14 protein-coding genes are annotated in these 14,900 nt (G+C 52.7%); 8 read left to right on the top strand and 6 right to left on the bottom strand.

Annotated features, from left to right (window positions below):
* Positions 1-2: 2 nt before the first annotated feature.
* The 3 genes from SH302x_RS16080 to hemB all read right to left on the bottom strand — a co-directional run bounded on the left by SH302x_RS16080 (position 3) and on the right by hemB (position 2,204).
* The gene (locus SH302x_RS16080; RefSeq protein ID WP_479363417.1) at positions 3-308 is read right to left on the bottom strand and encodes a hypothetical protein; all 306 of its coding nucleotides are present in this window, start codon (positions 306-308) and stop codon (positions 3-5) included.
* Between the two features lie 113 nt (positions 309-421).
* Positions 422-1,171, bottom strand: coding sequence for a hypothetical protein (locus tag SH302x_RS16075; protein WP_479363416.1), 750 nt, complete (start codon positions 1,169-1,171; stop codon positions 422-424).
* Positions 1,172-1,193: 22 nt separating this feature from the next.
* On the bottom strand, positions 1,194-2,204 hold the full coding sequence (gene hemB, locus SH302x_RS16070) for a porphobilinogen synthase (RefSeq protein WP_479363415.1): 1,011 nt from the start codon (positions 2,202-2,204) through the stop codon (positions 1,194-1,196).
* A gap of 650 nt (positions 2,205-2,854) precedes the next feature.
* Here hemB and SH302x_RS16065 point away from each other — a divergent pair.
* The 5 genes from SH302x_RS16065 (at position 2,855) to SH302x_RS16045 (ending at position 6,991) form a co-directional block, all read left to right on the top strand.
* Positions 2,855-3,721: a dihydroorotate dehydrogenase electron transfer subunit gene (locus SH302x_RS16065; protein ID WP_479363414.1), complete on the top strand. Its 867-nt coding sequence runs from the start codon at positions 2,855-2,857 to the stop codon at positions 3,719-3,721.
* Positions 3,722-3,947: 226 nt separating this feature from the next.
* Positions 3,948-4,988, top strand: coding sequence for a DUF1559 family PulG-like putative transporter (locus SH302x_RS16060; protein ID WP_479363413.1), 1,041 nt, complete (start codon positions 3,948-3,950; stop codon positions 4,986-4,988).
* 2 nt (positions 4,989-4,990) lie between these two features.
* Positions 4,991-5,770, top strand: coding sequence for a PepSY domain-containing protein (locus tag SH302x_RS16055; RefSeq protein ID WP_479363412.1), 780 nt, complete (start codon positions 4,991-4,993; stop codon positions 5,768-5,770).
* Positions 5,770-6,159, top strand: coding sequence for a hypothetical protein (locus tag SH302x_RS16050; protein ID WP_479363411.1), 390 nt, complete (start codon positions 5,770-5,772; stop codon positions 6,157-6,159). The genes SH302x_RS16055 and SH302x_RS16050 overlap by 1 nt, the downstream gene beginning before the upstream one ends.
* Before the next feature lie 40 nt (positions 6,160-6,199).
* Positions 6,200-6,991 (top strand): hypothetical protein, encoded by a 792-nt coding sequence (locus tag SH302x_RS16045; protein WP_479363410.1) that lies wholly within the window; start codon positions 6,200-6,202, stop codon positions 6,989-6,991.
* Between the two features lie 369 nt (positions 6,992-7,360).
* Here the strand turns inward: SH302x_RS16045 and hemG are convergent, their stop codons facing one another.
* Positions 7,361-8,839: a protoporphyrinogen oxidase gene (hemG, locus tag SH302x_RS16040; protein WP_479363409.1), complete on the bottom strand. Its 1,479-nt coding sequence runs from the start codon at positions 8,837-8,839 to the stop codon at positions 7,361-7,363.
* Positions 8,839-10,119: an aminotransferase class I/II-fold pyridoxal phosphate-dependent enzyme gene (locus SH302x_RS16035; protein ID WP_479363408.1), complete on the bottom strand. Its 1,281-nt coding sequence runs from the start codon at positions 10,117-10,119 to the stop codon at positions 8,839-8,841. Before SH302x_RS16035 ends, hemG begins: the two co-directional genes overlap by 1 nt.
* A 661-nt stretch (positions 10,120-10,780) precedes the next feature.
* Between SH302x_RS16035 and SH302x_RS16030 the strand changes: the two genes are divergently transcribed.
* Positions 10,781-11,611: a transglutaminase-like domain-containing protein gene (locus tag SH302x_RS16030; protein WP_479363407.1), complete on the top strand. Its 831-nt coding sequence runs from the start codon at positions 10,781-10,783 to the stop codon at positions 11,609-11,611.
* A 412-nt stretch (positions 11,612-12,023) separates the two neighbouring features.
* A complete protein-coding gene (gene nhaR / locus SH302x_RS16025; protein ID WP_479363406.1) occupies positions 12,024-12,947 on the top strand; it encodes a transcriptional activator NhaR in 924 nt (307 codons plus the stop codon).
* A gap of 176 nt (positions 12,948-13,123) precedes the next feature.
* On the opposite strand, the gene SH302x_RS16020 is transcribed toward nhaR, so the two are convergent.
* On the bottom strand, positions 13,124-13,696 hold the full coding sequence (locus SH302x_RS16020; protein ID WP_479363405.1) for a hypothetical protein: 573 nt from the start codon (positions 13,694-13,696) through the stop codon (positions 13,124-13,126).
* Between the two features lie 296 nt (positions 13,697-13,992).
* On the opposite strand from SH302x_RS16020, the gene SH302x_RS16015 reads away from it, so the two are divergent.
* Positions 13,993-14,877, top strand: a complete 885-nt coding sequence (locus SH302x_RS16015) for an SDR family NAD(P)-dependent oxidoreductase (RefSeq protein WP_479363404.1) — start codon at positions 13,993-13,995, stop codon at positions 14,875-14,877.
* Positions 14,878-14,900: the final 23 nt, after the last annotated feature.

Below are 14,900 nucleotides of genomic sequence, written 5' to 3'. Positions count from 1 at the left end.
CTTCAGCTATCTTCCGATCGATTTCGCTCGACGTAAACATGCCCAAACCACCCGGCATCGATTGTTTCCAATAGCGAAGCCCAGTGCGTTTGGTCTGCCCATACGGATGTTTGAGTATTTGGGCAGACCGCTTGAGCGGCATCGAATTGCTTTTCTGCATTCATTTGCTGAGGACAACTCCACGTCGCTTCGCATTCATCACACAATAGAAAGTAGAGCGGACCGTCGCTCGCTTGGCAAACGCGAACGCGGCATAATCCTTGTTGGCAACGTGGGCAATGTCGTGTGTAGATTAGCCAGTCATGCATAGTTGTATGTGCGTTGTGTGTGAAAGCCGTTGCGCGATAGTGAAAGGATAATCTGCGTCAATCGGGCGGTCGATGAAAGGAGCCTTGGAACGGGACGCAGTCAACGTTTGGATCTAAAACGGAAAAGCAGTAATCACCATCTGGTTTCGCTCCGACACGACAATGCGCAGCCGTCGTAGATCAGGGTTGTTGCGACGTTTGCCTTCGCTGCCACCCAAGTAACCAATCGGTTTGGTAAACGAAGCTTCATACACTATCGTATCATCTTCATCGCGTCGATTGGTCCCCTTTGCACCTCGCGCTGCCCTTGTATAGGCGTCATCAATCGCTTTGAGAAACGCGGACATGTCGCCGTTGAATACCCCATGACTGCCGGGGCGATTGGGTTGATCTTGCAGATGTCGTTCAATGTGTTTTAAGCGATGGCCTTCTTGACTACCAGGACCGTAAACCAATCCCGCTGGCGATTCAAAACGATCGCGGCCTATCGATTTGAGTAGCCCGTATCTTAAATTGCTTTGCGAAGTAGTCGACTTCGCGTCAACAGATTTGTCGGCCGTCGATTTGTTCGTCGCGGTCGCGGTTGTATCGGTTTTAGTGGGTGCGGTCGCTTTTGCTGACTTGTCGGATACCGCTTCGTCGGCCTTTGATGTAGATCGTGGAGCGGACTTTGGTTTGTCTTCCGGTTTAACTTCTGGTCGGAAGTCCAGTTCGGCGATCGACGCCAGCGATGGTAATGTCCAGCCGAACTTTGCGTTGACGACCGGTTGCAGGAATGCATAAAGCACTGCAACCACGATCAACGCGATCGCAAGCTTCGGGGGGATAATTTTAAAGATCGCAAGTTGATCATTCTGACGCATGGCTATCGCTTATCCTCTTGGTCTAATGATTCAAAAGCTTGGCCGCCGCCGGTGCGAAGTAGGTAAGAATCCCGCAAGCTCCCGCACGACGAAAGGCAAGAAGCGATTCGAGCATTACTTTGTCGAGGTCCAGCATGCCTGCCGCCGCCGCCGCTTGCAGCATCGCATACTCCCCACTGACTTGGTAGACCGTTACGGGCACTCGAAAGGTTTCCGAAACTCGCTGCACAATATCCAAGTAAGGCATACCGGGCTTTACCATCACAATATCGGCGCCTTCTTGTAGATCCAATGCCACCTCATGCAACGCTTCGTCCGAGTTCGCTGGATTCATTTGATAAGTCTTCTTGTCGCCCGTACCCAGGTTCTTCGCAGAACCGACCGCATCGCGAAACGGACCATAAAACGCGGATGCATATTTTGCAGCATACGACATCAAGACCACTTCATGATGTCCCGCTCGGTCCAATGCGTCTCGAATTTCACCGATGCGTCCATCCATCATGTCCGAAGGCGCGATACAGTCGCAGCCCGCGTTGGCTTGATTTACAGCCTGCCTGCATAAGACTTCAATCGTTGGGTCGTTAACAACGTAGTCGCGTTCAACTAAGCCATCTTGTCCGTGCGTGGTATAAGGATCCAGTGCAACATCGCAAACGATCCCTAAACGGTCGCCAACGCGTTTACGAATCGCAGCCGTGGCGGTGCAGATCAAGTTATCGCTGCGATAAGCTTCTTTACCGCAATCGCTTTTGCGGTCCGTTGGCACGACGGGGAACAAGGCCAACGAGGAGATGCCCAAATCGACCGCTTCGCTAGCAGCGTCAACGGCTAGATCCACCGTCAACCTGTCCACGCCCGGCATGGACTGAACCGCTACGCGTTGTTTTTGGCCTTCGATTAAAAAGATAGGCCAAATCAAGTGTTTTGGAGCGAGCGTGGTTTCGGAGACTAACTCGCGTGTCCACGCCCAACGTCGCAGACGTCGCAGTCGTGTCCGGGGATAAGGTCCTCGTGGAAATTCTGTGGCCATAAGTGGTATTAATGGGACTCTTGGGGTAACACGCATCACAAAAAGTATCGTTTCAGACGGATTATTCTAAGTGAATGCCCGCCAGCGGATACCCCAAGCAATCGTTCAACTGTAGGCCGGTAACAAGGTCGCGATGGTTCTTGCCGGAACTGCGCAAAGCCAAACAATCGATGTCCGATTGGGTTGGTGACGTTGAATAGTTACAAGCGACCGATGTTCCGGCGCTGGCGGCGGCTTTGCTTGTTACCGGCCTACCCCAAGTCTTCGTTTAACCGCGTCGGGCATCGCCCCGCGTTTGTAGTGCCCAGCGGTGATATCGCGGCCCGCTGGGCACGCGGTTAAACGACAAAACGCGTACATCCACGTCTGACGCGTAGGCCGGTAACAAGGTCGCGATGGTTCTTGCCGGAACTGCGCAAAGCCAATCAATCATTGTCCGATTGGGTTGGTGACGTTGAATAGTTACCAGCGACCGATGTTCCGGCGCTGGCGGCGGCTTTGCTTGTTACCGGCCTACCCCAAGTCTTCGTTTAACCGCGTTGGGCATCGCCCCGCGTTTCCTGGAGAGGCTCGACGAACCGGAAGTCCTACGTACAATCTCCCACTGTCCCATCCACTTACGCTCAACGATTCGAATCAACACTCCATCCATGCCATCGCCAGCGGACTCCTCCATACAATTCGTTCGCTCCCCTATCAGCTCTCACCAGCAAATTGCCGCTGCGACTTGGCAAATTGGGCTGCGTTGCCCAGATCTCGCTGCGAGCTTTGTGCCAGGCCAGTTCGCGATGCTACGGCTGGCAGGACGCCAAGATGCGATCTTGGGCCGAGCGTTCGCGTTTTGGGATCGGACCATCGATCACGATGGGCGGCCGGATGGTGTCCAGTTCGTCTATCTAGTGAAAGGCCGATTGACCAAACCGCTAGCCACGATGCCCGTTGGGACAATGTTGGAAGTTTGGGGGCCGCTAGGAAACGGATTCTGCAATAGTCCCGTCGATCATTTGGTGTTGGTGGCTGGCGGAGTCGGACAAACTCCGATGTTGACCGTCGCCCAAGAAGCATTAGGTTTGCAGAAGTTCGGCGTGCCGGCGCGAGCATCGAATTACGCTCGGAAAGTTACGCTCATCTATGGCGCACGATCGAAAGACTATCTGGCTGGGCTACCAAAGTTCGCTGAGGTCGATCGGTTGGATGTGCGTTTGACCACCGAAGACGGCAGCCTTGGCCGCGCCGGACGCGTTACCGATGAACTGAATTCGGTTCTGGCTGGTCGCGCAAGCGGCGAAAGCCTGCGAGTTGCATGTTGTGGTCCCGAACCGATGATGGAAGCGGTCGGTGAGATGGCGCAGGCTTTTCAAGTCCCTTGCGAAGTGTCATTAGAAACGCCGATGGCCTGCGGGATTGGCATTTGCTATTCCTGCGTTGCAAAAATCAACCAGCCTGACGGCGGATGGGACTATCGTCGCACGTGTGTCGAAGGCCCGGTCTTTGACTGTGCAAATGTGAGCTGGTAGACGGCCTGAAGAAAATTCCTTCGGCTTCCCCACAGTTTTTTCGCATCCCAGATTGACAAAAGTTATCGGTTTCGCAATCCTATTGAGACTAATTCTCAGTAGCATTAGTTTTGAGTGATTTCGGCAAGCAAAAAGGCGCTTTCAAGCCAAACGTAGCCAGCCAGCAGTTTGTATCAAGTTCCGATCCAAGAGACGGAACGTGGAGTGAACGAGGAAGGGCTGGTTTATGGAATTGTTTCGCGGAGCGCAGCGGACTCGCAGCGCCTTTACACTAGTTGAATTGCTGGTCGCAATCGCCATCATTGGAATATTAGCGAGTTTGCTGCTCCCAGCAATTAACTCGGCCAGAGAGTCGGCGCGCAGGATGAACTGCCAAAGCAATCTCCGCCAGTTGGCGATCGCCGCTATCAACCATGAGCTTGCTTTCAAATATTTCCCGGCCGCAGAAATCAAAACACCTAGTGACAATGGTTGGGCTTGGCAGATATTGCCTTTCCTCGAACAACACAGCGTTTGGCAACAACATAATGCGGCTGTGAAAGTGGACGAGCCCGCGAATCGTGTTTACCGCGAGTCGCAATTGTCGATATTTCGTTGCCCATCGACACCCGCCGGTCAAATGTTGGACCGGGTACTGGAGTTCGATAAGAAGACGGGACGAGTTAAAAAAGAATATTCCGCTGCCAAAGGCGACTACGCTCCCATTCGCGGTGTGAAAGAAGATTTAGGCCACTTGGGATTCTTTACAGTCAAACGCAAGTCGGAGTTGTTTGGCGTTATTGCCAAACCCGAGAAGGATGACGAAGACTACTTCAAAGGCAACCCGGCTTCAGCAGTCACTGACGGACTGTCGAACACGATCATGATTTCTGAGGCTGCAGGCCGCTCCAAGTTCTATCGGCTAGGCCGTGAGGCCATGGTTCTCAAAGACGGTTTTGCCGCTGCAAATAAAGGTGGTGGTTGGGCGATGAAAGAGGTCTCGCTCGAATTGCATGGCGCGCTGGTTGATGGCACGCTGGATCGAACCGAGACCATTGAAGTCTTCGATGAGAATAAACAAGTCTGGGAGAAGAAGAAGGCTAAGGGGGGGCCGTGTGCTATCAACTGCACCAATGAGAAGAACATTTATGCGTTCCATGTGGGTGGAGCGAACGCGGTTCGTGCCGATGGTAGTGTGCATTTCATGTCGGATGGTATGAACATGTCAGTACTCGCTGCTCTTGCAACGGCAGCTTGCGGTGACTCTTTCCCGGAACTAGCGGAGTAATCATGAAGTACAGCACTTACAAATCATTGCATAACTGGTTTGGGCTTGTCTTGCTGGCACCGATTCTGTTGACCTCGGCCACCGGCGTACTCTGGATGCATGAAAAGACATTAGGCTTAAAGCCCATCGAGCAGGCTAAGCCGGAAATGAAGTCTCAGCTAGCTGCCAAGCAAACCAGTGCGGGGAACTCTGACACGCAGCTCAGTTTGCGCGCGGCCTTATCTCCTGCCAATCTTGCTGCAGCAAGCCAGGGAATTGAAGCGGCGAAAGCACTTTGGGGCGATGAAGACTTGGCGATCGATCGCTTGGAGATCAAAAATGATCCCGCGCTTGGTTTGGTCGTCAAGGTTGCTTCTCGAAACGCGCCTGTCTCGACTGCTCACGAGATTGTATGGTCGGTGGCTGAAGAACGTATCATTGAGCGCAAGGGCGGTCCCAAACTTGCAAATGGCCAGGGCGGTACAGACTGGGCGAAAGTTGTGCATGACTTACACACCGGCGCATTTTTCAGTCGTGAGTATGGATTCCTGTGGTCGGACTTCGGAGCTTTTGCAATTCTTTTCCTGGGAGTCACAGGAGTGGTTTTGTACGCATTGCCGATTTACAAAAAACGAGCCAATCAGCAACGAAGGATTCAAAGCGTTCCCAAACAACCGCAGGTTGCGGTCGGTGCCCGAGCAGTAAGGTCACCCGAGCCTGTGCAGCCAACGGCACGAGTCCCCAGTAGCACCGAATCGCTTGCATCGAGCGAAGCGACGGAACTGGTAGAAACAACTGTCTAATGTTCAAGTTGCGAATTTTATGCAGCACACTCGCTGCTTGTATGTTGACGATCATGGTCGCGGGTTGCCAGCCAGCTCCAAGCGATACCATCGTGAAGGGCACGGTCACCAACCGTGGGCAGTTGCTACCCAAAGGCACTATTAGTTTTTACTTAGAGGGCACTGAGCCCGTTACCGCGTATTCGACGGATATTCTTTCTGGCGAATATATATTTGACAGAGACACTTCGATGCCGTCCGGAACATACCGTGTCCTCGTCAAGGCTCGGCCTGCTGTTGATGCACAAGAGGAAGAGCTTTCTTTTCCCGACTTGTGCAGAATCCAAAGGCATGCAGAAAACATTTGGGACTTCGAATTATCCGAAGCGACAAAGCAGTCCGGCAACTGACATTCCTCCTCCCTACTATTGAAATACTCAAAGATCGACCATGATGAAAGTTTTCCACCCTGTCACTTTGGGACTGCTGATCGTGCTTATTGCGATCGTATCGGCCATGACCGTCGGCCAAGGCCGCATGTGGTTGGGACAAGCGGCAGCACAAAATCCTAGTGACTTGCCAGCAGCAGCCAGTACCGCGAAAGCGAACGAATCACCTGCAAGTCATCCCAAGCCCCCCGCCGAACATCCTCCGCTCAGCGAGTTGAACGTGATTCAAAGCCCCATCGCGGAATGGAGCATCAACAAGAAGGGAGATATTGATGGTTGGAAGACTGAAAACGGCGAATGGGTTCATGTTCCACCTCATCATGCAACCGAGATTAAAGGATGGTTGAAACAGGGAGATGCTATTACCGTTTTTGCAGAGAAAAAAGTACGTCCAAAAGGTGAGACTGTTTACGAAGCGGTTGTGGTTCAATCGGGCCAACAAGCGATGCTGGTCAATAAGCATTCACCCAAGAGTAAAGTGGAAATGGGAGCGACTGATCAGCACATGCCGATGACAGTCAGTGGCAAGGTTACTTCCTTTCACAAGAATGATAAAGGCGAGGTCGATGGACTTGTGGTCGCTACACATACCGCAGTGAAGTTTCCTCCCAGGACTGCCATCGGTATTCAATCAGCGGTCAGTATCGATCAGGATATTGTGGTCCATGGTCACGCTCATTTGACGAAAGAAGGATCGGTGCAATGTCACGCTCGCAAGATTTTGGTGAATGATGCGGAAGTGTCGCTTGACGGCGAATCGCTATCACCTTCGGCGGACGGCGTAGGCCGGTAACAAGGTCGCGACGGTTCTTGCCGGAACTGCGCAAAGCCAATCGTTAGATGTTCGATTGGGTTGGTGACGTTGAATGGTTTCAAGCGACTGATGTTCCGGCGTGGTGGTGGCTTTGCTTGTTCCCGGCCTACGGCAGGCCGTTTAACCGCGTCGGGCATCGCCCCGCGTTTGTCTTGTCCCGCGTTTGTTGCGCTCTGCGGAGGTGATAACGCGGCCCGCTGGGCACGCGGTTAAACGACATTTGACCAATCAAATTGCAAGTTAGCGGTATCGATGTAGCTCAACTTCCGACTAAAGGCGGTACGACGAACTACGGACTTCCGGCGGGGCTACCAACGAGGCCATCAGTTTCCTTCATTGGACTTACGATCAACCTGAGATGGCTTGCAATGCAGCGCTTAGCTTCTTAGCCGCTAATTCACCGCTGTGAACGCATTGCGGTATGCCAACACCTTGATAAGCATTCCCGCATAACCCAATGGAGGGGTGAGCGTTCAAGTCCTCGCGAATCTTCGTCACACGTTCCAAATGACCCACGGCATATTGCGGCATCGAACTTGGCCAACGTACCATGCGCGTCCACTTAGCGATCGGTGATTTCAGAGCCAGGATGCCGCGTGTCTCCTTCCAAGCAATCTGCAACAATTGGTCATCAGCCATAGCGTACATCTCAGGTCGCATCGCCCCCCCCATGAAAACACGAGCAATCACTGTGTCGTCGCTGCACCGGTCAGGATACTTCAAACTGGATAGGCTGATCGCAAGCACTTGGCGATTCTCAATGTGAGGAACGACGATCCCGAAGCACTTAACCTGCTCCGACAGCTCGCTTGCTGGTATACCAAAAACGGCAATAGCACTGCTGGCGTATTCGATCGACTTCAATTCGCTGGCTGCCACTGGCGCGACATTCGCTAATACTGCTGCCGCTTGCGGAGCGTTCAGCGCGACAATGCAAGCGTCATACTCGGCCGCAAGGATGTCCTGAAAGGCACCGCCAACACGGACATCCAGATTCCAGCGTCCGCTAGCAGTTCGAGTCATACCTTGTACGCGATGATCCAGCCTGATCGCAACATTAGCAGGCATCGCTTGCACCAGTTGTTCAAGCCAGCGCGTCATACCCGACTTGGGTGCAGCAAAGATATCGTAGCGAGCGCCAGTCGCGTCACGAGCGGAATCGGCTTGAGGATTCTCGGCACGAGCCTTCTTGCGAGCGGCCCGCGCCGCAGCGATCAAACTACCGTGCTCACGTTCCATCGCGACATACTGAGGCAACGCAGCTTGCATGCTCAATTGATCGGGTTGTGCAGTGAAAATTCCGCAGACAATCGGTTCGACCAATCGTTCAAACACTTCGCGTCCCAAGCGTCGACAAGCGAAACTTTTCAGCGATTCATCGTCGCCGGACTTTCGCTCCGGAATAAATTGCTCAGCCAACAGTCTCGCTTTACCGGCTGTCGAAAGGATGGGCGATTGCAGCACACTGGATAACCGCGTCGGCTGCAGCAATGAAAAACCGACCGGGATGCGATGCACTTGGCCGCGGTACAACACTTGCGCATATCGATAATCCTGATTCGGTCGATACAGATCAGGTGCGATGTTCAAGCGTTGATGCAGCTTTTCTACATGCCCAAGATTCATCGCAAAGTTATCGGCGGCATGTTCCAGAATCATGCCGTCAGCATATTGCGTATGGATGACTCCGCCCACGCGATCGGAAGCTTCTAAAATTTCGACATTGGCATGCGGAAGTTCAAGAGCGACATAAGCGGCAGCCGAAAGCCCACTGATCCCAGCTCCTAGGACAGCGATTCGTGGGCTAGTAGGTCGTGTTGATTCCATCAGCGCGATGTGGAAGGCTCAGGTGGGCTGGTGTGTTCAAGGCAAGTTGCAATCTGCTTGACCGCTTGTCGCAATCGATTCTCGTTTTCCACCAAAGCCATTCGCAAATAGCCTTCGCCAGCAGGGCCAAATCCGCCCCCAGGACTGACAGCGACGTTACCATGCTCCAGTAAGTGCATCGAGAAATCGATCGAGTTCATACGATCTCGCCATGGTTGAGGATACTTCGCCCAAATGAACATGCCAGCTTTCGGTTTGGCCATTTCCCAACCAATTCGCTTCAGCCCATCATACAACACGTCCCGACGGCCTTGATAGATCTCCGATTGGCGTTCCACGGTCGTGTCCGTATCGCGCAGTGCAACAATAGCTGCAATCTGGATCGCTTGGAACATACCGTAATCGTAATAGCCCTTGATGGTCGCCAAACCACGGACCATATCGGCATTTCCAGCACAGAAGCCGACCCGCCAGCCTGCCATGTTGTAGCCTTTGCTCATCGTCGTAAACTCAACACCGACATCTTTTGCCCCCGGAGCTGAAAGAAAGCTAGGCGGCGTGTAACCATCGAAAGCAACGTCGGCGTAAGCGAAATCGCTGATCACCATCAGGTTGTACTTCTTGGCGAGTTTAACCACGTCCACAAAGAACTCCGGCTCGACCGTTACCGTCGATGGATTGTGTGGATAGTTAATGATTAGCACTTTGGGCCGTGGATAAAAATGCTGGCAGGTGTACGCGATATTCGATAGAAACTTTTCGCTATCGGCGACTTCCAAAGCGACCACATTGCCAGACGCCAACACAACGCCGAACTGGTGCACTGGGAAATAGGGTGAAGGAATAATCGCGGTATCGCCTGGTCCCATCAATGCCAGGCACATGTGAGAAAAACCCTCTTTGGACCCCAAGCAGACGAGGGCTTCGGTTTCTGGGTCCAATCGCACGCCATATTTTCGCAAATACTTGCTGGTCAATTCGCGACGCAGATTCAGCAGACCGTTGCTTTTGGAGTAACCGTGGTTGCGGACATCATGAGCAGCCTCGGCCAATTTTTCGATCACGGTCGGATCGGGGGGATCGGAAGGATTTCCCATCCCCAGATCGATTACGTCTTGGCCCGCGCGACGTTTCTGGTATAGCAAATTATTGATGCGGCCAAACAAATAGGGTGGCAGCCGATGTACTCGCGACGCGTAACTGACCTCGATCGGGTGTGAGGGAACTTCTTGGATCAAGGGCTCGTTATCGGGCCCTTGGGTCAGTTGAAAAGTTGACATGGTTAAAATTAGTAAGGCGGTTTGCGGGAAATGAGGCTCAAAAAAGGAGCCAAATCACCACATCGAGGTTCAGTGGCATCATTAGAACCAATTTTTCCAAATCCTCAATGCGTTTCAAAAGCGAGCTGGTCTAGCCAGTCCTAGCCCGAAATTTACTCGAATCCGCTAACTGGTAGCAATAGATGCGATTCGCAGTGGCATTTTTGTCCGGGAACTGTTCGACCCCCCCGCAGGCAGCCAAGGTAGTAGGCACTCTCCGTGGGCCGTAACAACGTAGTAGGCACTCTCCGTGTGCCGCATCTTCGACCAGCGCGGCCCGCTGGGCACGCGGTTAAACGACCATTGGTCGAACGGTTTGCGAAATATTTGCCAACAAATAGCGGTTAAGATATTGGGAAACTTCCGCCTGAAGGCGGTACTACAAACCACTGACTTCCGCCTGAAGGCGGTACTACAAACCACTGACTTCCGCCTAAAGGCGGTGCTACAAACCACCATGCCGGTTTCGATGATCCGTATTGCAGTGACACGGCCATGAAAGTCGGCTTGCATGTGATCAATACGTTGGACAGCGGTTCGAAAAACGAATAAACTCTATGCGACAGGCTGAGCTCTGTTATGCCCAGCACTGAATCTTTCACTTCTATAGCAGATAAGCTTTATGCCGCGTATCAAAGTGCACTCCAAGCTAGTGTACGAAGTCTTAACAGAAACCGCATTCCTGTTTCAGATTGCTTGCCAAGCCACTGCTCGTCAGAACGTGATCGAAGAAAACTTGCAGATCACCCCTTCGCTGTTGATTGAAAAATGCCAACCGGGCAGCGAAGGCAATCAACTGCATCGCATCTTGGTTGAGCCATGTCAGTTGAGCATCGATTACTCTGCCACGGTTGAATTATCGCCAGCGATCGACTTGCCAACCGATATCGCTGAACTATCGGCCGCTCAGATGCCAGCAGAAGTGCTTACTTATTTGAATCCTAGTCGATACTGTGAAAGCGACCTGTTGGCTCGATTCGCCTTCGAAGAGTTCGGCAGTAAGCCCAAGGGCTTTCAGCGGGTCGCCGGTATTTGTGATTGGGTGTATCACCATCTGGATTACACTTCTGGCAGCACGAACGTGAACAGCACCGCGGCCAGTGTGCTGCTGCAGCGGACTGGCGTCTGCCGAGATTATGCTCATTTGGCAATAACGCTTTGCCGAGGCGTGGGTATCCCGGCTCGTTATGTTGCGGGATATGCCGTCGACTTACAACCGCCTGATTTCCACGGGTTCATGGAAGCGTACTTGGATGGCAATTGGTATTTGTTTGATCCGACGAAGCTTGCTCCGGTGCAGGGACTTGTTCGGATTGGAGTTGGGCGGGACGCCGCGGATTGCGCGTTTGCCACTATGACGGGAATGGCCAAGCTGTTAGAGAAATGTGTTGAGGCGAGTTCGGTGGACGCCATGCCTTCGCAAGCGACCGTCGCCGCGGTATCCACGGCCTAGCGGCAGTCTCGAGCCAGCCTGCACCAGCTTGGCCAGCAACTTGCCGCTTGTTATCTATTGGCCGGTGGTCTGCAGAACTTGCTGCCTCATAAAGTTAATCGAAACGCTGCAGGTTCACTTCGCAGAATAGGCGGACGACTACTTTGGCATCGCGAGTACTTGTGTGGATGCCAGTGCCGACTGCAGGAACTTGCTTGCGGAAGATTCACGAAAGATTAGACGGCGAAAAAATCGCGACACAATCCGTGGGAACTTCACTATTTTCAGCCTTTCTTGTGAACTACCCCTTCTTTTTCAGCAAAATAGTATTCATAACCAAAAGCTAAGTGCGCAAGGCATTTGGATTGAAAAGACCTATAGATAAATACGATTTCTCGCATTGAGAAAAGCTAAGCTTTAGCAAGGAAACATCATGGTAGAATGGTTGAACTACCACCATCTGCTCTATTTCTGGATGGTTGCAAAAGAGGGCGGCATTACGCAAGCGGCCGAGTTGCTGCATCTGTCACAGCCGACGCTCAGCACGCAGATACAGAAACTGGAGAAATCGATGGGTATCCAGTTGTTCGAGCGCAAAGGACGCTCGATTGTCTTGACAGATGTTGGACAAATTGCGTTTCGTTACGCCGATGAGATCTTTTCATTGGGACGAGAATTGACCGATACGATGAAAGGACGTACTAGCCATGATAACTTGCGTTTGACTGTCGGGGTGCCCGATGTTTTGCCAAAGCTGGTCGTCTATAAATTGCTCAAGCCAGCACTGGAACTTGATGTGAAAGTGAAGCTAGTGTGTTACGAAGGTAAGCTGAATGATCTGTTAAGCGAGCTGGCAATGCACAAACTGGATGTCGTGCTAGCGGATTCGCCGCTGGCCCCCAACTTGAACATCCGCGCCTTCAATCATCTGCTAGGTGAATGTGATGTGATGGTCTTTGGCAATGCACAGATGCACGAACAGTACGCCGAAGGCTTTCCGCATTCGCTTAACAATGCCCCGATGCTGCTGCCGACTCAGAACACGACGTTGCGCCGGGCACTGGAACTATGGTTCGATGATCAAGAGATCTCGCCTGAAGTCGTTCACGAATTCGAAGATAGCGCGCTGCTTAAGGTTTTCGCGCAAGCTGGCGAAGGCATGATTGTTATTCCAAGTATTTTGGCGAAAGAGGTTGGACGACAGTACGCTCTGCAGCCCATTGGCCGTATCTCAAAGATTGTCGAAAGATTCTATTGTGTGTCGATTGATCGCAGGCTGAAGCATCCTGCCGTGATGGCGATATCGAATGCAGCACGCGAAGGCCTGTTCGCCAACCAAATCAGCCCTGTGTCCTAGCGGTCCCAACCAGGGTGTGTTTCGGTATGCTTATGCTGAATCGCTGACGGGTTGGCACTGCAAGATGACAGTATATGGAAAATTCGTAGCGGACCTTGGAAGGATTTCGCGAGTGAGCCTTAACAAGATCCACTACGGGGGGGCGAAGTTGAGCAGCAATCGGTTGAGCAGGCATGCTACGTATCGCCAAGCACTTGTCCGACCCGATCCAAGATCGCTTGTTCGGCACCGCAAATTTTGCCCCATCCAGCGAAACCACCTGCGGCCTCAGCAACCCGTTTGGCCTGATTCAACAGTTCTAGCTGATACAACTGCAGTTGGCTCGCTGGCATACCCTTCATGCGTAACGACATGTAGTCCGACCACAAGTCCATCCATTGCGCACCTGGGCGTTGGTCCAGCCAGCTTTCGAATAAGGCAGCCGATTCATCGCTACTGGGCAGCGAAAAAACATTCGCAGCAGCCAATGCGGCTGAACGTTCGCCCGCAGTGCAATTACCGCTGGCCCACGCCATTACGGCAATCGGCACAAGCTCCAACGCGAGCAACCGTTTGGTGCATATGCCCGCGTCGCGCAATCGATCTATCAAACCTAGGTCCGTAATGCTTGTGGCGTCTATTAGCTCACGCCGCTGCTTCTCTCGAGTAAAGAAGCCATTTAAGTTCTTACGCAGGAGAATTTCCTCGCGCAGAAATCGAACATCTTCCAGTCGTGTCAGTTTGCGAGATAGATTATTGGATGTAACCATGATCAACTTCTCCAAGATTTCATGAGACGATTCAACCGTTAAAGCCGTTTGGCGACCTTCAATCGCTAGCAGGTGTTACGCTCAAATTCGGCCGAGCGTCCGATTCAAAATTTCGAAACTTGGTCTCGATTTCGTCAATGCAAGCACCCCATGGCAAGCAATCTGCGGCCTTCGTTGACACAATGGGTAATATTGGCGACGCGAGTACGGTGTGCTTGGCAAACATTGACAGTGCTCTAGCATTAAAGGTGCGTGAGCCACATGACGAAACGAACCGACAATTGCACAGAACAAAAATGACTGACATCTGGATTGACCCACAACTTGACAGCGTCAGCGATTACCGATCTGCGGCCGACCGACAACGACAAATAGAGCGTTTTGAGACCGATCAACCGGTAGTTTTGGTGACCGGCAGCGCTTCGGCTCGCGTTGGGAACTATGTAGCCAGGTATTTTTTGTGCCACGGCTATCGCGCTGTTTTTCACGCACATCGCAGCATAGAAAAGGGGCAGCAGTGTGTCGCAACGTGTGAGTCGCTGGGGTTGCAAGCGATGCTGGTTTGCGGCGATATCCAACAGGAGGCGGACGTGCAGCAATGGGTCACAGCGATCTGCCAACGGTATGGACGGCTGGATGCGGTGGTGCATTGCGCGGCAAGCTGGGAACGTAAGGCACTTGAAGAGACGTCGGCCAGCGATATCCAAGCGAACTTGAATAATCACTGCCTTGGCAGCTTCTTGATCGCGAAGCACGCGGGCTTGCAGATGGCGTCGCAAGCTAGTGGTGGGAGCATTGTTCTGACAGGTGACTGGGCCGTTGCGCGACCCTATCCGGGATTCGCAGGCTATTTTGCTGGCAAGGGATCGATCCCAACACTCACGCGTACGATGGCCGTCGAGCTCGCGTCGCGCAACCCCAAAGTTCGCGCTAATGCAATTCTGCCCGGGATTGTCTTGTTGGGTGCACATCGATCGGAGACCGAGCAAGCGGAACTCGAGTCTGCGGCGCTGGTGCAACGGATTGGAACGCCAGCGGACATTGCTCAAGCCGCATTATTCTTGACGGAGTCTGGATTCGTCACCGGCGAATGCTTGCATGTGGACGGAGGGCGTCATTGTTACAGCGGGCCGGCCGTCGACCAAATCGCCCATCCAGATTACAAGAAGCTTTTTGTTTAACGGCAATTCTGACTTGGTTCGTG

The organism is Njordella calcicola (genome assembly GCF_056494125.1).
The sequence above is the reverse complement of the archived record's forward strand: the minus strand, read 5'-3'. Positions and strand labels throughout refer to the sequence as shown.